This is a genomic window from Streptomyces pinistramenti, from assembly GCF_020564935.1.
Classification (GTDB): domain Bacteria; phylum Actinomycetota; class Actinomycetes; order Streptomycetales; family Streptomycetaceae; genus Streptomyces; species Streptomyces pinistramenti.
Map to the genome: position 1 here is coordinate 40166 of NZ_JAJCXB010000043.1, position 26432 is coordinate 66597.

General features: G+C 74.4%; 21 protein-coding genes and 1 pseudogene. 13 read left to right on the forward strand and 9 right to left on the reverse strand.

Annotated features, from left to right (window positions below; all coding sequences use genetic code 11):
• Window positions 1-43 precede the first annotated feature (43 nt).
• The 5 genes from pcp (at window position 44) to LIU39_RS25105 (ending at window position 8195) form a co-directional block, all read left to right on the forward strand.
• Entirely contained in the window at window positions 44-688 is a 645-nt protein-coding gene (pcp, locus tag LIU39_RS25090; RefSeq protein WP_227049147.1) for a pyroglutamyl-peptidase I, read from the forward strand.
• Between the two features lie 140 nt (window positions 689-828).
• Window positions 829-2367, forward strand: coding sequence for a hypothetical protein (locus LIU39_RS25095; protein ID WP_227049148.1), 1539 nt, complete (start codon window positions 829-831; stop codon window positions 2365-2367).
• Window positions 2367-2489: a hypothetical protein gene (locus LIU39_RS35035; RefSeq protein WP_264483215.1), complete on the forward strand. Its 123-nt coding sequence runs from the start codon at window positions 2367-2369 to the stop codon at window positions 2487-2489. The genes LIU39_RS25095 and LIU39_RS35035 overlap by 1 nt, the downstream gene beginning before the upstream one ends.
• A 35-nt stretch (window positions 2490-2524) precedes the next feature.
• Complete coding sequence (locus LIU39_RS25100; protein WP_264483222.1) at window positions 2525-3418, forward strand: hypothetical protein; 894 nt, start codon at window positions 2525-2527, stop codon at window positions 3416-3418.
• Between the two features lie 61 nt (window positions 3419-3479).
• Window positions 3480-8195 carry a coiled-coil domain-containing protein gene (locus LIU39_RS25105; protein ID WP_227049149.1) on the forward strand — a complete coding sequence of 1572 codons (4716 nt, stop codon included), beginning with the start codon at window positions 3480-3482 and terminating at the stop codon, window positions 8193-8195.
• Window positions 8196-8253: 58 nt separating this feature from the next.
• On the opposite strand, the gene LIU39_RS25110 is transcribed toward LIU39_RS25105, so the two are convergent.
• Together LIU39_RS25110 and LIU39_RS25115 are read right to left on the reverse strand one after the other, a co-directional pair.
• The gene (locus LIU39_RS25110; protein WP_227049150.1) at window positions 8254-9339 is read right to left on the reverse strand and encodes an S-(hydroxymethyl)mycothiol dehydrogenase; all 1086 of its coding nucleotides are present in this window, start codon (window positions 9337-9339) and stop codon (window positions 8254-8256) included.
• Between the two features lie 236 nt (window positions 9340-9575).
• Window positions 9576-10382, reverse strand: a complete 807-nt coding sequence (locus tag LIU39_RS25115) for an IclR family transcriptional regulator (protein ID WP_227049151.1) — start codon at window positions 10380-10382, stop codon at window positions 9576-9578.
• Window positions 10383-10544: 162 nt separating this feature from the next.
• Between LIU39_RS25115 and LIU39_RS25120 the strand changes: the two genes are divergently transcribed.
• Complete coding sequence (locus tag LIU39_RS25120; RefSeq protein WP_227049152.1) at window positions 10545-10877, forward strand: bifunctional 3-phenylpropionate/cinnamic acid dioxygenase ferredoxin subunit; 333 nt, start codon at window positions 10545-10547, stop codon at window positions 10875-10877.
• A 12-nt stretch (window positions 10878-10889) separates the two neighbouring features.
• Here the strand turns inward: LIU39_RS25120 and LIU39_RS25125 are convergent, their stop codons facing one another.
• Window positions 10890-11231 carry a hypothetical protein gene (locus LIU39_RS25125; RefSeq protein ID WP_227049167.1) on the reverse strand — a complete coding sequence of 114 codons (342 nt, stop codon included), beginning with the start codon at window positions 11229-11231 and terminating at the stop codon, window positions 10890-10892.
• A 441-nt stretch (window positions 11232-11672) separates the two neighbouring features.
• Between LIU39_RS25125 and LIU39_RS25130 the strand changes: the two genes are divergently transcribed.
• The 6 genes from LIU39_RS25130 to LIU39_RS25155 all read left to right on the forward strand — a co-directional run bounded on the left by LIU39_RS25130 (window position 11673) and on the right by LIU39_RS25155 (window position 17923).
• Complete coding sequence (locus LIU39_RS25130; RefSeq protein WP_227049153.1) at window positions 11673-14486, forward strand: nitrate- and nitrite sensing domain-containing protein; 2814 nt, start codon at window positions 11673-11675, stop codon at window positions 14484-14486.
• Complete coding sequence (locus LIU39_RS25135) at window positions 14483-14926, forward strand: roadblock/LC7 domain-containing protein (RefSeq protein WP_227049154.1); 444 nt, start codon at window positions 14483-14485, stop codon at window positions 14924-14926. Before LIU39_RS25130 ends, LIU39_RS25135 begins: the two co-directional genes overlap by 4 nt.
• Before the next feature lie 13 nt (window positions 14927-14939).
• Complete coding sequence (locus LIU39_RS25140) at window positions 14940-15353, forward strand: DUF742 domain-containing protein (protein ID WP_227049155.1); 414 nt, start codon at window positions 14940-14942, stop codon at window positions 15351-15353.
• 192 nt (window positions 15354-15545) lie between these two features.
• Window positions 15546-16415, forward strand: coding sequence for an alpha/beta fold hydrolase (locus tag LIU39_RS25145; RefSeq protein WP_227049156.1), 870 nt, complete (start codon window positions 15546-15548; stop codon window positions 16413-16415).
• Window positions 16416-16479: 64 nt separating this feature from the next.
• Window positions 16480-17097 carry a TetR/AcrR family transcriptional regulator gene (locus LIU39_RS25150; protein WP_227049157.1) on the forward strand — a complete coding sequence of 206 codons (618 nt, stop codon included), beginning with the start codon at window positions 16480-16482 and terminating at the stop codon, window positions 17095-17097.
• Window positions 17098-17311: 214 nt separating this feature from the next.
• Window positions 17312-17923: a GTP-binding protein gene (locus LIU39_RS25155; protein WP_227049158.1), complete on the forward strand. Its 612-nt coding sequence runs from the start codon at window positions 17312-17314 to the stop codon at window positions 17921-17923.
• 62 nt (window positions 17924-17985) lie between these two features.
• On the opposite strand, the pseudogene LIU39_RS35335 reads toward LIU39_RS25155, so the two are convergent.
• Window positions 17986-18155: pseudogene (locus tag LIU39_RS35335) on the reverse strand (NF041680 family putative transposase); the annotation flags it as partial.
• Between the two features lie 23 nt (window positions 18156-18178).
• On the opposite strand from LIU39_RS35335, the gene LIU39_RS25160 reads away from it, so the two are divergent.
• Window positions 18179-19120 (forward strand): aminoglycoside phosphotransferase family protein, encoded by a 942-nt coding sequence (locus LIU39_RS25160; RefSeq protein ID WP_227049159.1) that lies wholly within the window; start codon window positions 18179-18181, stop codon window positions 19118-19120.
• A 78-nt stretch (window positions 19121-19198) separates the two neighbouring features.
• On the opposite strand, the gene LIU39_RS25165 is transcribed toward LIU39_RS25160, so the two are convergent.
• From LIU39_RS25165 to LIU39_RS25185, 5 genes are all read right to left on the reverse strand, one after another.
• Entirely contained in the window at window positions 19199-20926 is a 1728-nt protein-coding gene (locus tag LIU39_RS25165; protein ID WP_227049160.1) for a bifunctional diguanylate cyclase/phosphodiesterase, read from the reverse strand.
• A gap of 123 nt (window positions 20927-21049) precedes the next feature.
• Window positions 21050-22240 carry a lipid-transfer protein gene (locus tag LIU39_RS25170; protein WP_227049161.1) on the reverse strand — a complete coding sequence of 397 codons (1191 nt, stop codon included), beginning with the start codon at window positions 22238-22240 and terminating at the stop codon, window positions 21050-21052.
• Window positions 22237-22695: a Zn-ribbon domain-containing OB-fold protein gene (locus LIU39_RS25175; RefSeq protein ID WP_227049162.1), complete on the reverse strand. Its 459-nt coding sequence runs from the start codon at window positions 22693-22695 to the stop codon at window positions 22237-22239. Before LIU39_RS25175 ends, LIU39_RS25170 begins: the two co-directional genes overlap by 4 nt.
• Before the next feature lie 92 nt (window positions 22696-22787).
• A complete protein-coding gene (locus tag LIU39_RS25180) occupies window positions 22788-23657 on the reverse strand; it encodes a M15 family metallopeptidase (RefSeq protein WP_227049163.1) in 870 nt (289 codons plus the stop codon).
• 80 nt (window positions 23658-23737) lie between these two features.
• A complete protein-coding gene (locus tag LIU39_RS25185; protein ID WP_227049164.1) occupies window positions 23738-26242 on the reverse strand; it encodes a glycoside hydrolase family 31 protein in 2505 nt (834 codons plus the stop codon).
• Window positions 26243-26432: the final 190 nt, after the last annotated feature.

A 26432-nucleotide genomic window follows, 5' to 3' on the forward strand; every position in this document is an offset into this window, starting at 1 on the left:
GCAGCGGACGGCCCGCCGCCCCACCACCGTCGAGGATGACCGTATGACCCGGGTACTGCTGACCGGATTCGAACCGTTCGACGGAGAATCCACCAACCCCTCCTGGCAGGCGGTACGCGCCGCGGCCGCCGAACCGCCCGCAGGTCTTGAGCTGTTCACCGCCGAACTGCCCTGCGTCTACGGAGAATCGCGCACCGCCCTGCGCGCCGCCGTCCAGGAGTGCGGGCCCGACCTCGTGATCTGCGTCGGCCAGGCGGGCGGCCGGCCCGACATCACCGTCGAACGCGTCGCCGTCAACGTCGACGACGCCCGCATCCCCGACGGCGCGGGCGCCGAACCGATCGACGAGGCGATCGTGCCCGGCGGCCCCGCCGCGTACTTCTCCACCCTGCCGGTCAAGGCGTGCGTGGCGGCCGTCCGTGCCGCGGGGCTGCCCGCGTCCGTCTCCAACACCGCGGGCACCTTCGTCTGCAACCACGTCTTCTACGCGCTCGCCCACCTCATCGCCACCGAACTCCCCGGCGTACGCGGCGGCTTCGTGCACGTCCCGTACGCACCGGAGCAGGTCGTCGGCCGCGCCCAGCCTTCGCTTCCGGTCACCTCCGTCGCGCAGGCGCTGCGGGAGATCGCGGTGGCCGCGGCCGGCACCCGGGAGGATCTGCGCATTGCGGGCGGGGCGACTCATTGACGACGCCGGGGGCGGCGGGCCCGCCGTCACGGACGGTGGGCGGCACGCCGTAGACTGACGACCGGCACAAGAGCAGGTCAGGCAGGGCCTGATCCGAGCCGTTTCGTCCGTTGTCAGTGCGAGCGCTTACTCTGTGCGACGTGACTTTTCCTGCCCCGAGGGCCGCCGCGCCCCAGCCAGCCGGGCCGCACCGGCCCGCACCGGGACCGGCCGCCGACGAGGGCCTGGCCCGCAGGCTGCGCGCCCTCGCGTGCACCGCGCCGCTGCACGACCTCGACGTGCGCAAGGCCAATCTCGCGGGCGAGTACGGCGGCTACGCCATGGCAGAGGTGGCGCTCGCCGTCATCGACCTCGTCACCCTCCACATGGACTTCGACACCGGAGCCGACCACGACGAGATAGTGGCCAGGGTGCTGCCCCGGATCGCCGCGCAGGCCCCGCACCGCCCCTCGGGCGAGCACGAGCGGGTCGCCCGCTGGGTGCTGGAGAACCTCGTCAACGTCGGCAGCGTGGACCGCGGCTTCCGCGCCGTCTACGGCACCTTCAGCACCGAGGGCGAGTACGTACGCCGCGACTACGACTTCAAGCTCATCGAAGAGGTGCCGGGCGCCGGCGGCAGCGTCTTCCTGCGCGCCACGGACGAGGCCGTCAACGTCCTGGTCGGTGCCCTCGACACCGACGTCACCAGCGCCCAGATCGCCGCCGAGGTCAAGCTGGAGGTGCTGGTCGACCGCGGCCGCCTGGCCGACGCCCAGCTCGCCGCCGAACAGGCCCGCTACCGCACGGTGCAGTACGCCGAGACGCTGCGCAGGACCCTCGACGCCACCCGGCGCAACGTCCGCGCCGTCGACTGGCTGCAGACCGTCCCCGACATGATCGCCGAAGCCCTCGACCACGTCGCCGACCGCTACCGCCACGAAAACGCCATCCTCACCAACATCCGCAAGGCCCGCGACGAAACCGAGGCCGCCGACGACAAGAGGGGCGAGCACAAGCGCCGCGCCGCCGAACTGGTCGACATCGTCAAGGACTGCATCCGCCGCCACACCCAGCTCCAGTCCCGCCTCCTGGAGGCCGGCCCGCTCTTCCGCGCCGAACAGGACCGGCAGGCGTTCGCCACCCCCGCCGCCCGCTCCGGACTCGACCTCTACGGCCAGCTGGTCGCCCCGCTGCTGCCGCTCCCCGTCGAGCAGGCCATCCGCGTCACCGACGCCTTCTTCGCCCGCGGCACGGGCCTGCGCACCCCCACGGCCGTCCGCGTCGGCGACCTCGTCGATGTCCTGCTCACCCCGCCCCTGGAGCGCGAGCACCTCGGCGCCGAGATGCCCGAGCCCGACCTGGTGGCCACGCCCGACGACAGCCGCTTCAGCGAGGAACAGCTCGACGCCGCCATGGCGCTGCTCGACCTGCCGGCCGACGCCCCGCGCCGCCTGTCCGGACTGCTCGCCGACGCCCGCCGCAGCGACCCCGAACTCCCCTACCTCGTCGCCCTGTTGGCCGTGCACGCCGCCAGCCCTCCGGTCGGTACGGCCTACCGCCAGGGCGAGCAGCAGCTGCTGTTCGCCGTCGACGACGGCACGGAGCTGACCGACCCCGAGTTCGGCGGCGCCGACCTCATCGTCGGCACGGCCCTGCTGGACGCGGCCGGTATGGCGGCCGACCGCTCGGAGGTGGCCTGATGCCCGGCGCGTACGACAGGCCGCAGGGCCCGCCCGCCCGGCGGCGCAGGACCGGCCCGCGCGCCCTCACGCCGCAGGAGAAGTACCCCGAGACCGTCCCCCGCAAGGAGCTTGTGCCGTGACCCAGTACGACGCCGACGAGGTGCCGCAGCAGGACCTGGGGTCCGCGGCCGGCGCGGCGGGCCGGAGCGTGCCCGCCGCCGGTACCGAAGCGGTCGCGCCCGCCCCCGTCACCCCGGCCGACGCCGCGGACGCCGCGCGACTGGTCGCCTTCGGCCTCCAGCCCAAACTGGTGCCTGCCCGGGACGCCGGATACGCCGAACTGCTGCGCAGGCACCGCGACGAGCCCGCCTTCGCCCGGCTCGCCGACGCCGTCGCGGCCGGCCTCGGACTGATCGTCCTGGAGGTCTCCACCCGCGCCGGCATGGCCGTCGCCGCTGCCGAGGACTCCGTCTTCGCCGTCCGCATGGGCGACTACGCCCGCCGCGCCTCGTCCGACTCCGCCGACCGCTTCCTGCACGGCCTGGCCCACCTCGCCGTCGCCGCCCTCGCCTTCCCACGCCCCGAAGACCTCGCCGACGACGGCTACATCGGCCGGATCACCGTCAACGGCGTCGACGCCTTCGTCCGCCAGGCATGCCGCCGCCTGGAGGAACGCGCCGCGCAGGACGGCGAGAACAGCGACCCGGCGAGCGATGCCCCAGGACTCGAAGCCGCCTGGCGGATCTACGCGCGGCGCAGCGCCACCGGCGCCACCAAGGACGCCCGCCGGCTGGCGGGTTCCACCACCGGCATCATCGCCAAGGCCGTCGCGTTCCTCGTCGACTCCGGCTTCCTCCAGCGCACCGGCGACGACGCCGGCGGCGCCTACCGCACCACCGCCCGCTACCAACTCCAGGTCCGCGACATGGCGGGCGGCGCCGCCATGACCGAACTCCTGGAGCTGGGTGTCGTCCCCGTGGCCGACGGCAGCGCCTCCCTGCTGCCCGGCGAAGACACCGACGCACTCGACCTGGTGGCCGACGCCGGACTGCCCTTCCACGCGCCCTGACCGGCGCCGCCCGTCACCATCCGCCCGATTTCCCGCCCGCTCACGACAACGAGAGTCCGCCATGTACGAGCTGTCCAGGGTCCGCCTCTACTCCATCGGACCCGCCGGCGCGCGCTACGCCGACACCGTGCTCGACCTGCGCGGCGTCGGCGCGCCCGTGCCGCAACCAGCCCCGGCGCAGGCGGACTTCTTCGAGGACGAACCGGTCGGCCCGCCGCGCCGCCCGGCCCCGGCAGGCGTCCTCTTCCTGGAGAACGGCGGCGGCAAGTCCGTCCTGCTCAAGCTGATCTTCTCGGTCATGCTGCCGGGCCACCGCAACACCCTCGGCGGCGCCAGCTCCGGCGTACTGCGCAAATTCCTGCTCGCCGACGACTGCGGACACGTCGCCCTGGAATGGCAGCACACCCTCACCGGCGAGAGCGTCGTGGTCGGCAAGGCCAGCGAGTGGCGCGGCCGGCAGGTCTCCAACGACCCGCGCAAGTTCGCCGAAGCCTGGTACAGCTTCCGCCCGGGGCCCGGCATGAGCCTGGACTCCCTGCCCGTCGCCGAGGCCACCGTCGTCCGGCCCCGGCAGGCGAACGGCGAGGGCTCATCGGGCGCCCAGGGCCGCCGCCGCACGATGAAGGGCTTCCGCGACGTCCTGACCGAGGCCGGCAAGAACTACCCCAACCTCGACGTCGTCTGGGAAGAGGTGCATGAACGCTGGAACGAACACCTCGGCGACCTCGGCCTGGACCCCGAACTCTTCCGCTACCAGCGGGAGATGAACGCCGACGAGGGCGAGGCCGCGGGACTCTTCGCGGTCAAGAACGACTCCGACTTCACCGACCTGCTGCTGCGCGCCGTCACCGACACCCGGGACACCGACGGCCTCGCCGACCTCGTCCACGGCTTCGCGCACAAGCTCGGCAGGCGCGCCGAGCTCACCGCCGAGCGGGAGTTCACCGCGGGCTCCCTCGACCTCCTCTCCAGGATCGCGGAAGCCGCCGAACTGCGCGAGCACGCCCGCCAGGTGCACGCCGGGGCCGAGCGGCGCACCCGTACCCTCGCCCAGCAGCTGCACGCCCGCGGCACCGAGGAGCGCGGCCGCGCCGCCGAACTGGCCGAGCAGGTCGCCACCGCCGCCCACCGCGTCACCGAAGCCGAACGCACCCGCGAGCGCCGCTCCCTGGTCTCCGCCGAAATCGCCTACCGCCACGCCTCGCTGGCGCTCGCGGCCGCCGAGAAGGGCGCGGCGGCCCAGCGCCGCGAACTGAACGACGCCCGCACCCTCCACAGCGCCTGGCAGGCCGCCGAGACCGCGCTGCGCCACCGCGCGGCCGCCGACCGCTCCGCCCGCGTCGCCGTCGCCATCCGCGAGGCCGAGCGGGACGCCGCGCCGGCCCTGGCCGCCCGCGCCACCGCCGCCGCCGACCTCGTCCGCGCGCTGCCCCCCGCGGCCGAAGCAGGCGAACAGCTCGCCAACGAAGAGGAGGAGCGCTCCGCCGCACTCCAGGAGGCCGGCGAGGCCGCGCACCGCGACGCCACCGCCGCCGCCACCCACGCCCAGCGCGCCCGCAGCGAGGCCGACCACCTCAAGCAGCGGCTCGCCGAGGTCGCCCAGGAGACCGCAGAGGCGGTGCAGGCCGGCTGGCTGGACGACAGCGCGCCGGACGCCGACCCGGCCCGTGCCGCGCTCGCCGCGTCCGACGCCGAGAAGAGCGCGGTCGCCGCCTGGGACACCGCCCGCGAGACGGCCCGGCAGAACACCGACCGGGCCCGCGAGGCCGCCGCCCGGCACGCCGCGGCCGAACTCGCCGCCGCCCGCGCCGATGACGCGGCCCAGGCCGCCGGCCGTGCCCACGACGCCGAGCGGGCCGCCGCCGAGGCGATCGGCGCCGCACCGCGCCTCGCCGAACTCCTCGGCCTGCCGCAGGCCCGCGCGGGTGTACCGGGCCCGCGCACCCCGGCGGCCGACGACGGCGGCCCGGCCCGTACGGCGTCCGCCCCCGCTTCGGAGGCCGGAACCGGACCGCTGACCGCCGAGGAGCTGGACCGCAACGCCGACGCGCTGCACGAACTCCTCGAAGGGGGCGTCGGCGCCGCCGAGCGGCAGCTGTTCGACCTGCGCACCGCGGCCGCCGACGACTCCCGGATCCTGGGCGCGCTCGGCGACGGCGGCCTGCTGCCCCCGGGGCCCGACGTCCTGGCGGCCGTGGAATACCTCGGCGAGCACGGCGTCCCCGCGCTGCCCGGCTGGCGCTACCTCGCCCAGTCCGTCGACCCCGCCGACCACGCCAGGGTGCTCGCCGCCCGCCCCGAACTGGTCGACGGCGTCATCATCACCGACCCCGCCACCCACGCACGGGCCCGCGAGATCCTCGCCCAGGCCGCGCTGCTGCCCCGCTCCGCCGTCGCCGTCGGCACCTCGGCGGCGCTGCTCGCCCCCACCCCCGCACCGGACGGCCAGGACACCGGCGTCTTCCTGGTCCCGCCGAACCCGGCGATGCACGACGAATCCGCGGCCGACGAGGAACGCCAGGCCCTGCGCGCCCGCGCCGTCGAGCGGGACGACGAGATCCGCGCGCTCGCCGCGCGGCTGGCCGGGGACCGCGCGCTGGCCGCCCGGCTCGGCTCCTGGCGCAGCGGCTGCCCGGCCGGCCACCTCGCCGAACTGGCCGCCGCCGCCGAACGGACCCGTACCGCGGCCGGCGAGGCGGCCGCCGAGCTGGCCGAGGCCCGTGCCGCGCGCACCGTGGCCGACGAGGCCGCAGCCGAGGCCGTCCGGGTCCGCGACGCACGCCAGGAGACCGCGCAGCGCGCCCGCCGTGCCGCCGACATCCTGGCCGGCCTCGCCCACCGGCTGCGCGAACGCGCCGGATGGCAGTCCAGGCTCCGCGAACTCGCCGACGAAGCGGCCGAGTTCGAGGGCCGCGCCGAGGAGTGCGTGGACCGCGCCCGTGCCGCCGACGAGGACCGCAGGGCCGCCCAGCGCGCCGCCGACGACGCCCGCCGCACCGCCCGCGCGCTGCGCTCCGAGCGCGCCGAGATCGCCGGAGTGCCGGACGATCTCGGCGAGGCACCCGAGGGCGCGAGCGCGTCGCTCCCGGCGCTGCGCGAGGCGTACCGCGCCGCGTCCCAGCTCTACGAAAAGGTGGGGGTCGGCGCCGACCTGCGCGCCGAACAGGCCCGCGCCGAGGGCGACGAGAGCGCCGCACTCGCCGAGCTGAACCGCCTCACCAACAAGGTCCGCACCCGCGCCGAGACGCTCCTGGAGAGTCCGGACGCGGCCGACGGGCCGTCCCGGCAGGCCGCCGCGGCCCGCGCCGAGTCCCTCGTCCAGATGCTGGAGACCCGGGCGTCCGCGGCCAGCGAGCAACTGGGCAGGCTGCGCGGCGAGGCCGAGCGGCTGGCGCCCGCCGACGGCGAGGCGCACACCGAACTCCCCGACGGCATGGTCCCCGCCGACGCGGAGCGCGCCAAGGAGCTGCTGCGCACGGCGGGCGGCGAACTGGCCACCGCCACCGAGGCGTTGGAGGCCGCCCGCGCCCGGCACGACGAACTGCTGCACGGCCACCGCGCCGCCGAGGACGCGGCCGGCGGCTTCGAGGAGACCGCGGCGCTGCTGCGCGACCTGCTGCGTGATCAGCAGGCCGCGGACGACCCGGCGGCCGAGCGACCCGAGCCGTACGCCGGACGGCTGGAGGAGGGCCGCCGCGCCGCCGCCGAGTCCCGCCGCTCGCTGCGCGGCTGCGCCGCCGACCTCTCGTCCGCCGACGCCGCGGTCCGCGAGGCGAGCGACATCCTCGTACGGCACGCCAACTCCACCCGCTACGAACAGGTCCGCACCCCCGCGCGCCAGCAGATCCGCGAGCTGCCGGCGGCCGCGCTGCCCGACCACGCGGCCAAGTGGGCGGAGGCGTTCGCGCCCCGGCTGCGGGTGCTCACCGACGAGCTGGAGCAGCTGGAGCGCAACCGCGACAGCATCGTCGACCGGCTGCGCGGTCTGGTGGAGTCCTCGCTGACGACGCTGCGCTCCGCCCAGCGGCTCTCCCGGCTCCCCGAGGGCCTCGGCGAGTGGTCGGGCCAGGAGTTCCTCCGGATCCGCTTCGAGGATCCGGACCAGGCCACGCTCACCGAGCGTCTCGGCGAGGTCATCGACGAGGCCACCCGCGCGGCCGTGAAGAAGAACAGTGACCTGCGCAGGGACGGCATGTCCCTGCTGCTGCGCGGGGTCGGCGCGGCGCTCCAGCCGCGCGGCGTGGCAGTGGAGATCCTCAAGCCGGACGCGGTGCTGCGCGCCGAGCGGGTGCCGGTCGGGCAGATGGGCGACGTCTTCTCCGGCGGGCAGCTGCTGACCGCGGCCATCGCCCTGTACTGCACGATGGCCGCGCTGCGCAGCAACGACCGGGGCCGCGACAAGCAGCGGCACGCCGGCACCCTGTTCCTCGACAACCCCATCGGCCGCGCCAACGCCACGTACCTGCTGGAGCTCCAGCGGGCCGTCGCGGACGCGCTCGGCGTCCAGCTGCTCTACACCACCGGCCTCTTCGACACCACCGCGCTCGCCGAGTTCCCGCTGGTCATCCGGCTGCGCAACGACGCCGACCTGCGGGCGGGCCTGAAGTACATCAGCGTCGAGGAGCACCTGCGGCCCGGCCTGCCGCAGCAGGATCCGGCCGAGGAGGCGGTGCACGGCCAGATCACCGCGACCCGGATGTACCGCCGCCCGGAAGAGCCGCAGGAGCAGCCGGATCCGTCGGCCGCCGACCCGGGCCGGGGGGACGCCGGACGCTGACCAGGCCGGGCCGCCACCACGGACGTGCGCGCCGTGGGTGCCGCCCGGCCCGCAGGTCTCACAGGACGACGACCGAGCGGAGCACTTCGCCGCGGCGCATCTTGGCGAAGGCCGATTCGAGGTCCGCGAGGCCGATGGTCTCCGAGACGAACCGCTCCAGGTTGAGCTTGCCGCTGAGGTGCAGGTCGATCAGGACGGGGAAGTCGCGGCTGGGCAGACAGTCGCCGTACCAGGACGACTTGAGGGCGCCGCCGCGCCCGAAGAGGTCGATCAGCGGGAGTTCGACCCGCATGTCCGGGTCCGGGACGCCTACTTGGACCAGGGTGCCCGCCAGGTCGCGCATGTAGAACGCCTGCCGGTAGGTCTCCGGCCGCCCGACCGCGTCGATCACGACGTCCGCGCCGTGCCCCGAGGTGAGCGCGCGGACCGCCTCGACGGGGTCGGTGCCACGGGAGTTGACGGTGTCGGTGGCGCCGAAGTGCTCGGCGGCGTCCAGCTTCCCGCCGTCGATGTCGACCGCGATCACCCGGCGGGCGCCGGCCCGTGAGGCGCCGGCGATGGCGGCGTTGCCGACCCCGCCGCAGCCGATCACGGCGACGGTGTCCCCGCTGCCGACGCCCCCGGTGTGCACGGCCGCGCCGTAGCCGGCCATCACCCCGCAGCCGATCAGGCCCGCGGCTTCGGGGCGCGCCGCCGGGTCGACCTTCACGGCCTGCCCCGCGGCCACCAGGGTCTTCTCGGCGAACGCCCCGATGCCCAGGGCGGGGGTCAGTTCGGTGCCGTCCAGCAGGGTCATCGGCTGGGTGGCGTTGCGGGAGTCGAAGCAGTACCAGGGGCGGCCGCGGCGGCAGGAGCGGCACTGGCCGCAGGGCGCCCGCCAGGCGAGCACCACATAGTCGCCGGGCGCGAGGTCCGCGACACCGGGCCCGACGGCCTCGATGACGCCGGCCGCTTCGTGGCCGAGCAGGTAGGGGAAGTCGTCGCCGATCGCGCCGTCGCGGTAGTGCAGGTCGGTGTGGCACACCCCGCATGCCTGGACGGCCACGAGCACTTCGCCGGGACCGGGGTCGGGCACGAGGATCGGCAGCACCTCGACGGGTGCGCCCTTTTTGACGGCGATGACGGCGCGGGCTTCGTGCGGCATGTCTCACTCCTAAACAGCGCCTGCGGCAGGGCAGGGCGGATGCGCGCGTGGAGTCGGCACAGGTGCCTGTGAGGGGTTGGAGTGGTGCGCTGCAAAGAGAACGGGCAGCGGCGGGCGACTCTCCGCCCACCCTCGGTGTTGCCCATGACGCGTTATGTTGCGCCATGGGAGACATGCTGGAAGTCCGTCACCGATCCGTCAAGAGGTGACTTTTCCCGGCGTGGTCCGACACGCCGTCAACCCGCGTAGCCCATCCGCCGGGAGAGATCGGCCGCCGCCTTGGCGGATCGTTCCGCCAGCTCCGGCAGCAGTGGCCGCTCCATCCGGTAGGCGGGCCCCGAGACGCCGATCGCGCCGATCACCGCGCCGTCGTGCGCCCGCACCGGCGCCGCCACCGCGTTGAGGCCGATCTCCAACTCCTCGGTGGAGCAGGCGAATCCGTCATCGAACGCACCGGTCAGCTGCTCGCGCAGACCGGCCGCCGTGGTGAGCGTGTACTCGGTGAACCGCGGCAGCTTGCGCGCCACCAGGCTCTCCCTGCGCTCCCGCGGCAGATGCGCGAGCAGCACCTTGCCGCTCGCGGTGGCGTGCAACGGCGTACGCCGGCCCAGCCAGTTGTACGCGGTGACCGCGGCCGCGCCCCTGGCCTGCATGATGTTCACCGCCGCATCGCCGTCCAGGACCGCGATGTTGGCGGTCTCCCCGGTGTCGTCGGCGAGCGCCCGGCACACCGGCTGGCCCTCCTGGGAGATGTCGAGCCGGATGGCCGCGGCGCCCGCCAGGCGCAGTACGCCGGCGCCCAGGAAGTACTTCCCGCGCTCCTTCTCCTGCTCCACCAGGCCGCGGTTCTCCAGCACTCCCAGGATCCGGAAGGCCGTCGACTTGTGGACGCCCAACTCCTCGGACAGCTCGGTCACTCCGGCCTCGCCGAGGCGGGCGAGGATCTCCAGCACGCTCACCGCGCGGTCCACGGACTGGACGGATCCCGCCCCTCCGCGCCGCTCGTCGGACCGGTCGTCTGCGGTTTCGCTCGTGTTCGACATGGGTCTTCGTGTCACCACCCGGTGGCCCCTGAGGGGCACGTCTGAGGGCATCTGCCGGGAGGCTCTTGACGGCCCGCTCCCCGGCTTGGATTCTGTTGCGCATCGCGCTCTGCGATGCGTTATTCAAAACGCCATGATACCGATCAGCGCGAGGGGGGCCAGATGATTCCCGTCTGCCGTATCGAAGATCTGCCCGTGGGCGAGTCCCTGCGGATCACCGTCGACGACCACACACCGGCGATTGCCGTCTTCCACGCCGAGGACGGCGGCTTCTACGCCGTCGACGACCTGTGCAGCCACCAGGACGCCTCGCTCTCCGACGGCTTCGTGGAAGGCTGCTACGTCGAATGCCCGCTGCACGCCGCCCTGTTCGACCTGCGCACCGGGGCGCCGAGCTGCCTGCCGGCCCGCCGCCCGGTGCGCACGCACGACGTCACCGTCCTGGACGGCATGGTCCACGTGCGGCCTGCGGTGCGCGAAGAGGCGGTGGCCTGAGAGGGCGAGCGGTCAGGCGGCCGCGCGGTCGACCTGCGGCGGGCCGTCCCCCGGCTCCCTGCGGGCCCGCCGGCGGGCCTCCTTCCGGGCCTGCCGGCGCTCGCGGCGCAACTGCCGTGCCGTACTGCTCGGCTGCGACTGCACGCCGTAGCGCTGCACCCACACCTGCCGGGTCACCCAGACGTCCAGCACCCCCCAGGTCGCGACCACCGTGCTGGCGACCGTGCTGATCACCGCGGGAAACGCCAGCCAGGAACCGGCCAGCGCACTCAGGAACGCCACCATCGCCTGGATCAGGGTGAGCGCCACGATGATCACCGCGCGCACCGCGGCCGTACGCACCGGATCGGCCATCCGGCGCCGGGCCGCCGGTTCCTCCTGCCACAGCGGGTGGTTGCCGGATTCCCTCAACGCGTCACACTCCCCGTACCGTCGCGCCTGTCAGGACCCTGGGTCCGCGCCCGGCTCGCGCCCGGCGCACGCCCGGAGCCGCGCCTCGTCCTGCCGGCCGCCCCGGGGTCCGCCGCCATCGTCGCCCAAGGGGGCGCCGCCGTGTTACCCGGGGTGGAGGAAAACCGGCCAGCCGCCCGGCCGTCGGCCGGATAGTGGTGGGCCTGCGGTGGTCCGATGCACGGGTGGCTTGTCCGGGAATCGACGGACAAGCCGTGACGATCCCGCCGGTGCCCGCGGCCGACCTCCGGCCAAGTCTTCGGGTTGGCCGGTCGGCAGTAGTAGGCTCACGCCGTTTGTTGACGGAACACCACCCCCGGGAGCCGGGGTTGACTAGGGGAGGCCATGCGCTTTCGCGGGAAGTCGATCCGTCGGAAGATCGTGGCGTTGCTGCTCGTGCCGCTGGTGTCCCTGACGGTCATGTGGGCGTTCGCGACGTATGTCACCGGCCGCGATGCCAACCAGCTGCTCACCGTCGGCCACGTCATCCACCGGCTGGGCAGTCCGGCCGAAGACGTCGTACAGGACCTCCAGCGCGAGCGCAGGCAGAGTCTGATGTACCTCGCCGACCGGCGCGACGCGGACGCGCTCCCGCAACTGCGGCAGCAGACCCGCGCCACCGACGAGTCCATCGCCCGGCTGCGCGCCGGAGCCGAAGACCCCGACGTACGCGACGATCTCGGCGGCGCCGCGGGCGCCACCCTGCGCGCCGCCGTCCGGGCGCTGTCCGAACTCCCCTCCCTGCGCGGGCAGATCGAGAACAACACCGTCTCGCGCGACGAGGCGTTCGCCGCCTACAACGCGATGGTCGACCCGCACTACGACTTCATCGTCGCGCTGCACGCGCTGGAGAACGTCGAGCTGGACAAGCAGGGCCGCGCCCTCGTCACCCTCACCCGCGCCCGCGAGTCGCTCTCCCGTGAGGACGCGCTGATGTCGGCGGCCCTCGCCTCCGGCAGCATGAGCAAGAGTGACCTGCGCACCTTCTCCGACGAGGTCGCCGAGCGCCGGGTCCTGTACCGCACCAGCCTGCCCACCCTGCCCGCCCGCGACCGCGGCCTCTACGAGGACTACTGGCACGCGGCCACGGCGGGCGAACTCGAAGGGTTCGAGAACGCCGCCGTCGCCGCGGGCGCGGCCGCCGCGCCGCACGCGCTCAACGCCGAACGGTGGGACACCGGGGCGAGCAGGGTGCTCGACGACCTCCAGCGGATGGGCGAGGAAGCAGGCGAGCGCTACCAGGGCCGGGTCAGGCCGGTCGCGCTGGCCGTCGTGGCCAAGGCGGTGCTCGCCGGCGTGCTCGGCTTCGTCGCCCTGCTCGTCTCGCTCATCGTCTCCTTCCGCATCGGCCGCCGGCACGTCAAGGACCTCACCCGGCTGCGCAAGGCCGCGCACGAGGTCTCCGGCGTCCGGCTGCCCAGCGTCATGCGGCGGCTCGCGGCCGGCGAACAGGTCGATGTGGAGACCGAGGCGCCCCGGCTGGAATTCGGCCAGGACGAAACGGGACAGGTCGGTCAGGCCCTCAACACCCTCCAGCGGGCCGCCATCGAGGCCGCGGTCAAGCAGGCCGACATGCGCCGCGGTGTCTCCGAGGTGTTCGTCAACCTCGCCCGCCGCAGCCAGGTGCTGCTGCACCGCCAGCTCACCCTCCTGGACGCCATGGAGCGACGCACCGAGGACACCGACGAACTCGCCGACCTCTTCCGCCTCGACCACATGACCACGCGCATGCGCCGGCACGCGGAGGGCCTGGTGATCCTCTCCGGAGCGGCGCCCTCCCGGCAGTGGCGCAAGCCCGTCCAGCTGATGGACGTGGTGCGGGCGGCCGTCGCCGAGGTGGAGGACTACGAGCGGATCGAGGTGCGCCGGCTGCCCCGGCTCGCGGTCGACGGGCCCGCGGTCTCCGACCTCACCCACCTGATCGCCGAACTCCTGGAGAACGCCACGGTGTTCTCGCCGCCGCACACCGCCGTCCAGGTCGTCGGCGAACGGGTCGCCAACGGCTTCACCCTGGAGATCCACGACCGCGGCCTCGGCATCGCTCCCGACCTCCTGCTCGACGCCAACCTCCGGCTCGCCGAGACCCCCGAGTTCGAACTGTCCGACACCGACCGGCTGGGCCTGTTCGTGGTCAGCAGGCTCGCCCAGCGGCAGGCCGTACGCGTCTCCCTCCAGCCCTCGCCGTACGGCGGCACCACCGCCGTGGTCTTCATCCCGGGCACCATCCTCACCGAGTCCGCCGCGGGCGGCCGCGGGGAGCGCGAGGCGGCCCGCGTGGAGTCGGCGGACGGCCCGGAACTGCCCGCACTGGAGCCGGTCATGGGACAGCTCGGCGGCCCGTCACAGGCGGTGGGACGGCGCGCGAGCCGCGTCCCCGCCGCCCTGGACGGGCCCGTCGAACTGGAGCCGCCGCTCGGCGCCGACGAACTGGACCGGCTCGACGACGAGGACGGCCTCTTCCGCGGCAGGGCACGGGGACGCGGCCGCCGCGGCGCGTCGGCGCCCACCGGGCCCACGCACTCGCCCGGCATCGCACCGGTACCCAGGCTCGCCGCCGCCGAACAGCACCAGCAGGCCGGCGACCGGACGCCGGGCAGCGACCCCGCCCCGCTGCCGCGCCGCCGCCCGCGCCCGCCGGTGCTGGTCTCCGACCACGGCCGAACGGTCGAGGACGGCGAGACCCGGGCGCGGGCGGGCGGCCCCGCGCGCCCGGACCCCGAGCCCGAAAGCGCCCCGCGCGCGGCCGACGAGAGCGGCGATGGGCGGACATCGGACGGGCCGGTGCAGGGCGGGCCCGCGGGCCCGCCCCCGCCCCGGCAGCAGCCCCCGGCCACCACACCGGGCGGGCTGCCCCGCCGGGTGCGGCAGGCCAGCCTCGCCCCACAGCTCAAGACCGACCCTGCACAGCAGGCCGAGGACGAACGGCGGGCGGCGCAGGCCGACGACGACCGGGACGCCGAGGCGGTGCGCGCCAGAATGGCCTCGCTCCAGCGCGGCTGGCAGCGCGGCCGCCGTGACAACGAAGAGTCCGAGGCCGGTGACGGCAGCGCGGACGGCAACGCCCCCCAGGACGGCGGCGCGGACGGCAGTGCCGCACGCGAAGGCGACGGCGGGGGCACCACAGCACCAGGAACCACACCGGGAGGGGACGGCCCATGACCGCACCGAAGGCAGCAGCCACCAGCGCATCGGCCTCGCAGGCATCGGGGGAGCTGAACTGGCTCCTCGACGAGCTGGTCGAACGGGTCGGCAGCATCCGCAAGGCACTCATCCTCTCCAGCGACGGACTGGCCACCGGCGCGTCCAAGGACCTCACCCGCGAGGACGGCGAGCACCTGGCCGCCGTGGCCTCCGGCTTCCACAGCCTGGCCAAGGGTGTCGGACGGCACTTCGACGCGGGCCGGGTCCGGCAGACCCTCGTCGAGCTGGACGACGCGTTCCTGTTCGTCAGCGCGGCGGGCGACGGCAGCTGCCTGGCGGTCCTGGCCGACGCGGAGTCCGATGTCGGCCTGATCGCCTATGAGATGACGCTGCTGGTCAAGCGCGTGGGTACGCACCTGGGCACGGTGCCCCGGAGCGGTCTGCCCACCAGCGGGTGACGACGGTGAGCGCATGAGCGACCAGGACGACCGGGCCGTGCCCCGTGGCGGAACGGCCCGTTGGTTCGACGACGAGGCGGGGCCCGTCGTCCGCCCGTACGCGATGACCCGCGGCCGCACCCGTACGGCGGCCGAGGGGCGGCTCGACCTGATCGCGCTGGTGATCGCCGAGAGCCGGGCGGACGGCTCGGTCGGCGACCAGACCCTGTCGCCCGAACACGTCGACATCGTCGAGCTGTGCCGTCAGGCTCCGCTGTCGGTCGCCGAGCTGGCGGCCGAACTCGACCTGCCTGTCGGGGTCGTCAGGGTGCTCATCGGTGACCTGCTGGACGGCGATCTGGTGCACGTCAGCCGTCCCGTGCCGCCCGCCGAACTGCCCGACGAGAAGGTCCTGCGTGAGGTGATCGACGGCCTGCGTGCCCTGTGAGCCGCCCGGCCGTGCCCGACGCCCGTGCCGCTCCTCCGGAACCCCCGGAGCGGCGGCACGGGCGTCGGGCGTTGCGGGGCGGCGCGCCGTGCGGCAGGCGCCGGACGGGCCTGCGGCCAGGGGTCGTTGAGCATCGGGCGTCACCTTGTTACGGTCCTGTTGAGCAGCTGTCAACAAGAGGAGAGTGCCGCCATGGCCACGGATACGTCGCCGCACCCCTTCGAGCGCCTGGAGATCCGGGTCGGCCCGTACACCTACGACGCCCTGGCCGCCGGGCCCGCCGACGGTGAATTCGTCCTGCTGCTGCACGGCTGGCCGGAGTTCGCCGACTCCTGGTCCGAGGTACTCCCCGCCCTGGCGGCGGCCGGCTACCGCGCCGTCGCCGTCGACCAGCGCGGCTACTCGCCCGGCGCCCGCCCGGCACAGGTCACCGACTACGCCGTGCCCGAACTCGTCGCCGACGCGCTCGCGTTCGCCGACTCCCAGGGCGCCGGCCGCTTCCACCTCGTCTCCCACGACTGGGGCGGCATGGTCGCCTGGGCGCTGGCCGCCGCCCACCCCGCCCGGCTGAAGTCGCTGACCGTACTGGCCACCCCGCACCCCGCAGCCCTCGGCCACGAGGCGGCCAAGGGCACCGACCAGTACAACCGGCAGGAGTACATCCGCCTCTTCCGCACCCCCGGCGACGTGGCCGAACAGACCCTGCTCGCCGACGGCGCCGCCTGGCTGCGCGCGGCCTACGGCGGCAAGGTGCCCGCCCCGCTGGTCGACGCCAACATCCGCAGGCTCTCCGAGCCCGGCGCCCTGACCGCCACCCTCAACTGGTACCGGGCGCCCGGCAAGACCCTCGCGGTGCCGGCCGGACGGATCTCCGTGCCCACCCTCTACATGTGGGGCAGCGAGGACATCGCGCTGGGCCGTGCCGCCGCCGAGGCCACGGGGGAGTGGGTGGACGGGCCGTACCACTTCGAGGTGCTCGAAGGCGTCAGCCACTGGCTGCCCGAAGAGGTCCCCGACCAGGTCAATCCGGCGATCGTCGAGCATCTCGGCCGCTACAACTGACCCGCCGCGGGCCGGGGTACGGCGCGCCCGCCCCGGCCCGCACGGCCCGCCGTACACTGCGGGCATGTCCGGCAAGCGCGTCACCCGCCTCACCCCCGACCAGCGGCGCGAGCAACTGGTCGGCATCGGTCTGGAGATGCTCGCCGACCGCTCCCTGGACGAACTGTCCACCGACGAAGTGGCCCGCCGCGCCGGCATCTCCCGCGGCCTGCTCTTCCACTACTTCGACTCCAAGCGCGACTTCTACCGCGCCGTCGTCCGCACCGCCTGCGCCCACTTCACCGACGCCACCGACCCCGACCCGGCACTCCAACCGGTCCCCTGGATGCGGGCCTTCATCACCGGCTTCGTCGACTACGTCCTGGAACACCGGCAGATCCATCTCGCGCTGGTCCGCGGCGCGGCCGGCAGCCATCCCGCGGTCACCGACATCCTCGGCGAGACCCGCGACGTCCTCGCCGGCCGGCTGTGCGAGGGCCGGCGCAGGCTCGGTATGCCCGACACCCCGCGGAGCGCCGTGGCCTCCCGCGCCTGGATGGCGTTCGCCGAGGAAGCGGTCATCAGCTGGCCGTCCGGAGAGGCCGACGGCCGCGACGAGCTGTGCGCCTTCGTGGAGTCCGGCCTCGTCGGCCTCCTGGACATCCTCGACCGGGACCGGCCGGTGGTACTCGGACCGCGCTGACCCCGGACCGCGGCGCCCGCAACTCGCCGTACATCGCGCCCCTTTCGGGGCACTTGGGACGACAGGGCCGCCCGACGGCGATCCGCGCCGCACCTCAAGTGGGCGCCACGGAGCGCACGTTGTACGGTTTCCTTGCAGCCGCAGGCCGGTCACCTGCCCTCACCGCTCGTGCGTGAGGTCCGCTGTACACACGGCACTACGGGAGAAGAGGCCCATGGTCTTCGGGCGTTCTGAGCGCCGCCGCCGGTCCGCCGCCGCCGATCCGATGACGCTCAAGATCCTTGTCGCGGGCGGCTTCGGCGTGGGCAAGACGACGCTGGTCGGCGCGGTCAGCGAGATCAAACCCCTGCGTACGGAGGAGCGGCTCACCGAAGCGGGCCGCCCGGTCGACGACCTCGACGGTGTGGAGAGCAAGACCACCACCACCGTCGCGATGGACTTCGGCCGGATCACCGTCAACGACGAGCTGGTCCTCTACCTCTTCGGCACACCGGGACAGGACCGCTTCTGGTTCCTGTGGGACGAGCTGGCGCTCGGCGCGCTGGGCGCCGTCGTCCTCGCCGACACCCGCAGACTCGCCGACTCCTTCGCCGCCATCGACTACTTCGAGCGCCGCGGCCTGCCCTTCACCGTCGCCGTCAACTGCTTCGACGACGCCGACCACCATCCCTCGGACGCGGTGCGCGACGCGCTGGACCTGGACCCCGAGGTGCCGGTGATGCTCTGCGACGCCCGGCACAAGGAGTCGGTACGCGACGTGCTGATCGCCGTCGTCCAGCACGCGATGGACGTCAGCTCCCGGCAGCAGGAACCGGCACTGCCCTGAGCTTGTCGTGTATCCGGTTCGCCGGGGTTCGTGCCCACCCTGCGGTGGACGGGACGGCCGAACGCCTCGCCAGTGGCAAGCACGCTGCCCACGTCATGACGGGCGGTGGGGCGACGGTTCTTCGAACCGGTGGCCGACCAGGGCCGGGACGGGACGGTTTCGGTGCACCGGCCGGAGAGCCGGCCGCCGGGCACAGGTTTCCGAACCCTCTACGGACGCGCTCGGGTGTCAGCCATCCAACTACCGTTGCTCCACATGACAGCCACCGAGATGGACATCACCAAGGAATTGATCCGGGATCTGCTGCGCGAGCAGCACCCCGATCTGGCGGATCGCCCTGTGAGGCTCGGAGCGCGTGGCTGGGACAACCAAGTGTGGCGGCTCGGCGACGACCTCGCCGTCCGGTTGCCCTGGGCGACGCAGTCTGCGGACGCGCTGCTGCGCAAGGAACACGCCTGGCTGCCCCTCCTCGCCCCGCACCTTCCTCTGCCGGTCCCCGTCCCGCAGCGTCTTGGTGAGCCCTCCGAACGGTTTCCGCGGCCCTGGCTCGTCACCACCTGGGTACCGGGCGATCCTGCCGACCGCGCCCCCGCGACGCGCGCCGCGGAGGCGGCCGTCACCTTGGCCGCCTTCCTGACAGCCCTTCACCGCCCCGCTCCCGACGAGGCTCCCGCGGGCCGGGACCGCGGGGGCCCGCTGGCCGACACCGCCGAACCCTTCGCGCAATGGCTCGCCTCGGCCGCCGAACTGGGGCTGATCCGCGACCCGGACGCCGTCCGTGCGGTCTGGGAGGACGCCGCCGCCGCGCCCGAGTGGGCAGGCCCACGTCTCTGGCTCCACGGTGACCTGCACCCAGCCAACATCCTGACCACGAACGGCACCTTCTGCGGCGTGATCGACTTCGGCGACCTGTTCGCCGGCGACCCCGCCTGCGACCTCGCCGCCGCCTGGATCCTGCTGCCGGACGGCGCCATCGACCGCTTCCGCGACGCTTACCGGCCGAGCCCGGACGCCGCGACCCTGCGCCGCGCCCGCGGCTGGGCGGTGCTGCGCGCCCTCGCCGGCATCCATATCGGAGACGCCGGAGTACACGGCCGCCCCGGAGGCAAGCCCACCTGGGGCCCACCCGCCCACGCCGCACTGCAACGCCTCACCGCATCCGTCCACCAGCGATCAAACATCCCGGCGGGAGGTTGAAGAACAAGCTGAGAGCCGGTGTCCGAACCCCGGCCGGGCGCCGGGGGTTCGGACAGGGGCTCTGACGGCCGCAGGGCCTCACGCGGATCCCGAAACGCCGGCCCGTGTGCCCTCCTGACCGGCCGCGGCCGCCTCGCCCGCCGGGCCCGGTACCCGCGCTGGTGTCCCGCGCCGCGTCTCGAACCGCTCCGCGCCCGGCCTGCCCACCACCCAACTGGCCCCGGGCAGCGCCTTCGCCGCCTTCTTCAGCGGCGCCAGCGCGGCCGCCGCCTGCTGGTGGCCGGTCACGCCGCCAGGAGGACACAGCACCGTCGCCAGCGACAGCGTCACCGGCGCACCGCCCGCCGACCAGGCGACGTCCAGCAGCGCGGCCGCGAACGGCTCCAGGCCGCCGGGCTCGGCCAGCACCAGGAAATCGTCGCCGCCGATGTGGCCCACCCGGGCGTCCGCTTCGCGCCCGGCGACCTCGGCCAGTACCCGCCCCACCGACCGGATCAGCTCATCGCCGGCCGCGAACCCCGCCCCGTCGTTGACCTGCTTGAAGCCGTCCACGTCCACCCAGCTCAGGGCGAACGGCCGCCCCTCGGCGATCCGCCGGTCCACCTCGCCGTTGACCGCGTCGGAACCCGGCAGCCGGGTCAGCGGATTGAGCCGCGCCGCCTCCTCCACCCGGCTCTCCGCCAACGCCCGCAGGATGTCGGCCAGATGCACCACGCCCACGCACCGGCCGCGCTCGTCCACCACCGCCACGTCGTCGCCGGTACGCACCCGGTCGCCGTCGGTGATCACGTCCAGCACCTCCCAGGCCGTCGCCCCCGCGCCGACCGTGCGCGGCCGGTCCGCCAGCCGCAGCGCCGGACGGTCCGCGTACAGGGCATGGCCGTAACGCGCCGACAGGGACAGCAGGAACCGGTCCCGGTCCACCGCCCGTACCGGCACCCCGTCGGCATCCACCAGCAGGACGCCCGACACCTCGGGGAAGGCGGTGAGGTGGCTGCGCACCGCGCCCGCCGAAGCGGACATCGGCAGCAGCGCGGCGGGCTCCAGGAACTGCGCGACCGGCGGCCCCGAAGGCGCACCGTAGGGCGCGGCGGCGACCGTGGCGGGCGTGGGGCCGGCCGGCGGCAGATAGACGTCGGCGGCCGGGCGCCGGGCGGGCGGTGCGAACAGGTTTCCCTGCGCCAGCTGCACCCCGGCGTCCCGCACCGCCGCGTACTGCCGCTCGGTCTCCACCCCTTCGATGGCGAGCAGCCCGCCGGCCTGTTCGCACAGCCGCCCCATCGCCGCCACCACGGCCCGCGCACCGGCGCCGCAGGTCAGGCCCGCGCACAGCGAGGCGTCGAGCTTGACGAGGTCGGGCGCGAGGTCGCCGAGCAGCCGCAGTGGAAGATCACCGTCGCCGACCCCGTCGGCACAGATCCGGTACCCCTCGTCGCGCAGCTCCGCGACCCCGGCGAGCAGCGCCTGGTGCGGTACGTGCGTGAACGGGCCGCCGAGGTCGAGGGTGATCTCCCACGGCCGCCGGCCCGCGTCGTGCACGGCCTTGCGCAGCACGGTCAGCCCCGGCAGCTCGGCGACGGTCGCCGCGAAGACGTTGACGTGCAGCGGCAGCAGGGTCTCCTGCCGGGCCGCCGACTGCACGGCGAGACCGGCCAGTTCGGCGTCGATGTCGGGGGAGCGGCGCGCCGATGCCAGCACGTCACCGCACTCGGGGCGGGCGAGTACCTCCAGCGCGGCGACCGCGCCGGTCGCGAGGTTCACGACGGGTTGGAAGGCGAATCGGAGCTGGTCCGTCCAGGCAGGCACGGCAGCAGCATGCCGCTTCCCCGGCCCGTCCCGTGGCCGGTTCACGCACTGTTCACGCAGGGTTCTGCACGGTGCGTGAGGCGGCCGCCGGCCACCGGGCGCGAGGGCGGCTGCGGCCGCAGCTCACCGGACCGCGACGACCGCCGAGCCGTGCCCGAACAATCCCTGATTCACCGTCATGCCGACTCGTGCGCACGGCACTTGGCGTTTTCCTGCCTGCCCGCGCAGCTGCCGGGTCAGCTCGCAGACCTGTGCGATGGCCTGCGCGGGCACCGCCTCGCCGAAGGAGGACAGGCCGCCGCTCGGGTTCACCGGCAGCCGCCCGCCGAGCGCCGTGGCGCCCTCCCGCAGCAGCCCCGCGGCCTCGCCGGTGCCGCACAGGCCCAGGTCCTCGTACCACTCCAGCTCCAGCGCGGTGGACAGGTCGTAGACCTCGGCGAGCGAGAGGTCACCGGGGCCGATGCCCGCCTCCTCGTACGCGTTGCGAGCGATCGAGGCCCGGAAGCCGGTCGCCGGTTCCGGTACGGCGGCCGCGGAGTCGGTGGCGATGTCGGGCAGGTCGAGGACGGTGCGCGGGTAGTGCGGCGTGGCGGTGGAGACCGCGCGGATCCGCACCGGGTCCGCCGCGCCGTGCCGACGGGCGAACTCCATGCTGGTCAGGACGAGGGCGGCGGCGCCGTCCGAGGTCGCGCAGATGTCCAGCAGGCGCAGCGGATCGGCGACCACCGCCGACGCGGCGACCTCTTCGGCAGTGACCCGTTTGCGGTAGCGGGCGTACGGATTGGCCGCGCCCGCCGCCGAGTTCTTCACCTTGACCTGCGCGAAGTCCTCCGTCGTATCGCCGTACAGCGCCATCCTGCGGCGCGCGTACAGGCCGAAGTAGGCGGGGTTGGTGGCCCCCAGGACGCGGAAGCGCAGCCAGTCGGGATCGTCGGGCCGCTCGCCGCCCGCCGGGGCGAAGAACCCCTTGGGCGCGGCGTCGGCGCCCACCACAAGCGCCACGTCCGCCATCCCGGCGAGGATCTGCGAGCGCGCGGTGCCGATCGCCTGCGCACCCGAGGCGCACGCCGCGTAGACGCTGGTCACCCTGGCGCCCTGCCAGCCAAGGGCCTTGGCGAAGGCGGCGCCCGCGACGTAACCGGGATAGCCGCCGCGTACCGTGTCCGCCCCGACCACGCTCTGGACCTCGGACCACTCCAGGCCGGCGTCCGCGAGCGCCTCGCGCGCCGCCTTCGTGCCGTACTCGACGAAACTGCGGCCCCACTTGCCCCACGGGTGCATGCCTGCGCCCAGTACCGCCACGTCACGTGTCATGACGCCTCCCGCGGACGCGGCGCGGCGGGCCGCCAGTGCCAGGTCGTCCAGGTCGTGTCGGCGTCCTCGTACAGCACGCCGGGTACCAGCTCGACCTCGGAGCCGACCGCGAGGTCCGCCACGGTGACCCCGGGCGCCGCCTGCCCGAGCACCACCATCCGCTCGGCGGCCAGCTCCACCGCCACCAGCGTGTACGGCTCCCAGGGGGTGTCCGGGTCGCTGGGGTAGGGGGCGGGCGGGCGGTAGCGGCCGTCCGTGCAGGACCACACCGTGCCGTGGCGGGAGAGCGGCACCTCGTCCAGGACGACTCCGGCGCAGCCGGGATTGCGGCAGAAGGAGTCCTCGCGCGGGAAGAACACCGCGCCGCAGTCCCGGCAGCGCGTCCCCCGCAGCCGGAAGTCCGCCGCGTCCTGATCGAACCAACCCGCCACCACGGGCTTGCGTAGGCGTGGCACGGCGCCCTCCTGGTGCTCGGCCCAAGTTTCTGACGATGTGTCAGGAGTGTGGCACGCCGCCGCCCGCGGCGGAACCCCGGCGGCCGCGCCGCTCACCGGCCGCCGAGCGACCGCCACGACACCGGGAAATCGAAGTAGGTGTCGGGGAACGTCTCCGGAGCGAGGGTGTAATGCCACCATTCGTACGGATAGTTGACGAAGCCCGCCCGCTCCATGCCCTTCTTCAGCAGCAGCCGGTTCGCCCGCTGCTTCCCCTTGATCCGCGGATCGAGGGTGTGCGCCAGGGTGTCGAAGCAGTCGAAACCGGTGCCCATGTCCAGGGAGTTGTCCGGGAAGCGGGCCGCCTTCGGCCCGTAACAGGGGGACAGCGGCTCACCCGGGACGTACGGCTGGGTCGGCAGCGCGGGCAGCGGCACCAGCGTGAGATCGATGGTGCTGCCCCGGCTGTGCCCCGACTTCTCGTCGATGTACCCGTCCCTGAAGAGCGTCGGCTTCTCGACGCGCGGGTAGAACTCGCCCTTCATCCGCTGGTCGCCGAGATCCTTGGCCCAGGCCATGAAGTGGTCGACGGCGCGCTGCGGGCGGTAGCAGTCGTACACCTTCAGCGAGTAGCCGCGCCGCAGGAAGGACCGCTGCGCACGGTGCAACGCGCGCGCCGTGTCCCGCGTGACGAGGCACAGCGGCGCGCGGTACCCGGTCACCCGCACCCCCATGAAGTCGTGCGGCGTGAAGTACCGCATCTCCTCGATGATCGTCGGATCCACCTCGCGCAGCGCGACGAACTCCTTGGGCGCACGGGGATCGGCCCCCGGCCCCCGCGCCCCGTGCGGAGAACCAGCGGGACGCACGGCGGTACCGGCCGCCGCGCTCGACGGCACGGCGGAGACGGACAGCACGGCACAGACGGCAACGGCGAACCCGCGCAGCACGGCGGCGAGTCCCGGCCGGAAGAGACTTGGCATGGACATCGTCTAGCAGCCGGGACGGCGGGAAGGGAACCCCCGTCACCCGGCAGCCGGGACGACGCGAAGGAAACCCCCTCTCACCCCGCCGCCCCGCGCACCCGCACCGGGTACCCGGCGGGGCTCCCGTCCTGCCGCTCCACCACCACCTGCCCGCCCGCCAGCCGCGAGACGAACCGTTCGACAACCGGCTGCCCACCACCCGCGTCCGCCGCCACGCTCCCGCCGCCGTTGCGCCCCGCGGTCGGCGCCCACACCTCCAGCTCCGTCCCGCCGTCCGCGCCCGTCACCGGCAGCACCGCACCCGCCCGCGCCAGCACCGGTATCCGCGACAGCGGCGCGTCCACCCGCACTTCCCCAGGGCCCTCGTACGCCTGCCCGGTCGCCGTGTCGTACCACCGGCCGCGCGGCAGCCGCACCGCCCGCACGCCGCCGCCCGGCTCCAGTACCGGCGCCACCAGCAACGCGTGTCCCAGCAGGAACGCGTCCCCGCAGTCCCGCAGCGCACGGTCCCGCGGCGTGTGCCACCACACCGGACGCACATACGGGGCGCCCGTGAGCCGCGCCAGATGTCCCAGCGACTCGAAGTACGGCAGCAGCCGCTCCCGCTCGCGCAGCGCCGCCCGCGCGTGCGTCAGCACCTCGGGCCCGAACTCCCACGGCTCCCGCCGCCCCGACCGGTCCGCCGCATGCGTACGGAACAGCGGCAGATAGGCGGCCAGTTGGAACCAGCGCAGATACAGCTCACGGGACGGCACGGCGGAGAACCCGCCGGCATCGGGCCCGCTGTAGGGCACCCCGCACAGCCCGAGACCCAGCACCAGCGCCAGCGAAGCCCGCAGCCCCGGCCACCCCGTCGCCACGTCGCCGGGCCACGCCCCGCCGTACCGCTGCATCCCCGCCCAGCCCGACCGGGAGAACAGAAAGGGCCGCTCATCGGGCCGCAGCGCGCTCAGCCCCTCGTAGCCGGCCCGCGCCATCTCCAGCGCATAGACGTTGTGCGCCTCCCGGTGATCACCACCCCTGCCGTCCAGCACATGCCGGGCCGAGCGCGGCAGCGTCGGCTCACCGAACGCCGCGAACGCCGCCGGCTCGTTCATGTCGTGCCACACCCCGGTGAACCCCTGCTCCAGCCGCTCCGCGTACAGCCCGCCCCACCACTTGCGCGCCGCCGGGTCGGTGAAATCCGGGAACACCGACGCACCGGGCCACGCCACCCCCCGCACCTCCCGCCCCCGCGCATCCCGCACGAACGCCCCTGCCGCCAGCCCGCTGTCGTACACCGGCTCACCCGGCTGCGCCCTGACCGCCGGATGCACGACCGACACCAGACGCACCCCCTGCGCGCGCAACTCCCGCGCCAGCCCCGGCAGATCCGGATACCGCTCCCGGTCGACGGTGAACACCCGGTGCCGGTCGTGATGCCCGATGTCCAGATGGACGGCGGACAGCGGCAGACCGTGCTCCCGGTACCCCGCCACGACCCGCCGGACCTCCGCCGCCCCGCCGAACCCCTGCCGCGCGTGCTGATACCCCAGCGCCCAGCGCGGCGGCACCGCAGCGGCGCCCGTCAGCGCGGCCCAGCCCAGCAGCACCCGGGCCGGGGTGCCCGCGAGCACCCAGTACCGCAGCGGCCCGCCGTCCATCCGCAGCGCACAGGTCCCCATCCGGTCGTGCCCGGAACCCGCACCCTCCCGGCCCTCGCGCAGCGTCACCCAGCCGTCCCAGGAGTTGTCGTGAAAAACCAGATGCGTCCCCGCGTCCGCGACCACCAGCTGCACCGGCATCGTCAGCGACAACGGCACGTCGTCAGGGCCCGACGCCTCACCGGGCCCGGTGTTCCACAGCCGGTACGCCCCGTCCCGCAGCCGCGGCCCGCCCGCCCGGCCACCCAGCCCGAAGAACCGCGCATCGGCGGCCACTTCGGAACGCTGCACCCACCGCGAGCCCGCAGACTGCTCCGGGGCGCTGGGGGCGCCGGGGGCCGCGCCGTCCGCCCCAGGGGCACTGTCCGCCCCATGCACCCCATCCGCCGCAGCCCCACCGGCCGCGCTCGCCCCCACAGCCTCGCTGGCTCCTCGCGTCCGGCCCGCCTCGTCCGCCCCGCCCACCCCATCCGTACGGTCCCACCACCGCGGCGGCAGCTCCCGCCGCAGCAGCGCCCCGCCCGGCGTCCGCACCTCCACCGCACCGTGCCGGGAGACCGCCACCATCACCCGCTCGGACACGACCCGCCAGCCGCCCTCCGTGTCCGGCTCCAGCACCGCCCGCCCATCCACCTCAGGACACGCCGCCAGCGCGTACGAGGGCTCCGGCCCCGCGCCGTCCCAGCCGCAGAACACCGCCCCGCCCGTCGCCACCCGCACCCGCAACGACGACCGCGCGAAATGGATCAGCCCGCCCCCCGGTTGCGGCTCGGCACCCCGGGCCTCCCCGGGTACCCGCGCCCGCTCCTGCCCGCTCCGGGGCAGTGCCACCGCATCCGCCCGCCGCCGCTGCCACGCCGCCCGCACGGACCGCAGCCCCTGCGCCGCCCCGACCGCCCGCACCACCCGTACCGACCGCACCAGATCACGCCCGTTCATGCTGCTCACACTGTCATCGCCGACGATGCACGAAGGCGTCGTTCAACTGTCGTTCACCTGAGAGACCACCAGCTGCACCGGCATCGTCAGCGACAACGGCACGTCGTCAGGGCCCGACGCCTCACCGGGCCCGGTGTTCCACAGCCGGTACGCCCCGTCCCGCAGCCGCGGCCCGCCCGCCCGGCCACCC

Coding starts and splice junctions, on each gene's coding strand:
- LIU39_RS25120 (WP_227049152.1), top strand. CDS start 10,545: ATGATTCCCGTCTGCCGTATCGAAGATCTGCCCGTGGGCGAGTCCCTG.
- LIU39_RS25155 (WP_227049158.1), top strand. CDS start 17,312: ATGGTCTTCGGGCGTTCTGAGCGCCGCCGCCGGTCCGCCGCCGCCGAT.
- LIU39_RS25140 (WP_227049155.1), top strand. CDS start 14,940: ATGAGCGACCAGGACGACCGGGCCGTGCCCCGTGGCGGAACGGCCCGT.
- LIU39_RS25185 (WP_227049164.1), bottom strand. CDS start 26,242: ATGAACGGGCGTGATCTGGTGCGGTCGGTACGGGTGGTGCGGGCGGTC.
- LIU39_RS25125 (WP_227049167.1), bottom strand. CDS start 11,231: ATGGCCGATCCGGTGCGTACGGCCGCGGTGCGCGCGGTGATCATCGTG.
- LIU39_RS35035 (WP_264483215.1), top strand. CDS start 2,367: ATGCCCGGCGCGTACGACAGGCCGCAGGGCCCGCCCGCCCGGCGGCGC.
- LIU39_RS25135 (WP_227049154.1), top strand. CDS start 14,483: ATGACCGCACCGAAGGCAGCAGCCACCAGCGCATCGGCCTCGCAGGCA.
- LIU39_RS25170 (WP_227049161.1), bottom strand. CDS start 22,240: ATGACACGTGACGTGGCGGTACTGGGCGCAGGCATGCACCCGTGGGGC.
- LIU39_RS25105 (WP_227049149.1), top strand. CDS start 3,480: ATGTACGAGCTGTCCAGGGTCCGCCTCTACTCCATCGGACCCGCCGGC.
- LIU39_RS25150 (WP_227049157.1), top strand. CDS start 16,480: ATGTCCGGCAAGCGCGTCACCCGCCTCACCCCCGACCAGCGGCGCGAG.
- pcp (WP_227049147.1), top strand. CDS start 44: ATGACCCGGGTACTGCTGACCGGATTCGAACCGTTCGACGGAGAATCC.
- LIU39_RS25180 (WP_227049163.1), bottom strand. CDS start 23,657: ATGCCAAGTCTCTTCCGGCCGGGACTCGCCGCCGTGCTGCGCGGGTTC.
- LIU39_RS25110 (WP_227049150.1), bottom strand. CDS start 9,339: ATGCCGCACGAAGCCCGCGCCGTCATCGCCGTCAAAAAGGGCGCACCC.
- LIU39_RS25160 (WP_227049159.1), top strand. CDS start 18,179: ATGACAGCCACCGAGATGGACATCACCAAGGAATTGATCCGGGATCTG.
- LIU39_RS25130 (WP_227049153.1), top strand. CDS start 11,673: ATGCGCTTTCGCGGGAAGTCGATCCGTCGGAAGATCGTGGCGTTGCTG.
- LIU39_RS25145 (WP_227049156.1), top strand. CDS start 15,546: ATGGCCACGGATACGTCGCCGCACCCCTTCGAGCGCCTGGAGATCCGG.
- LIU39_RS25115 (WP_227049151.1), bottom strand. CDS start 10,382: ATGTCGAACACGAGCGAAACCGCAGACGACCGGTCCGACGAGCGGCGC.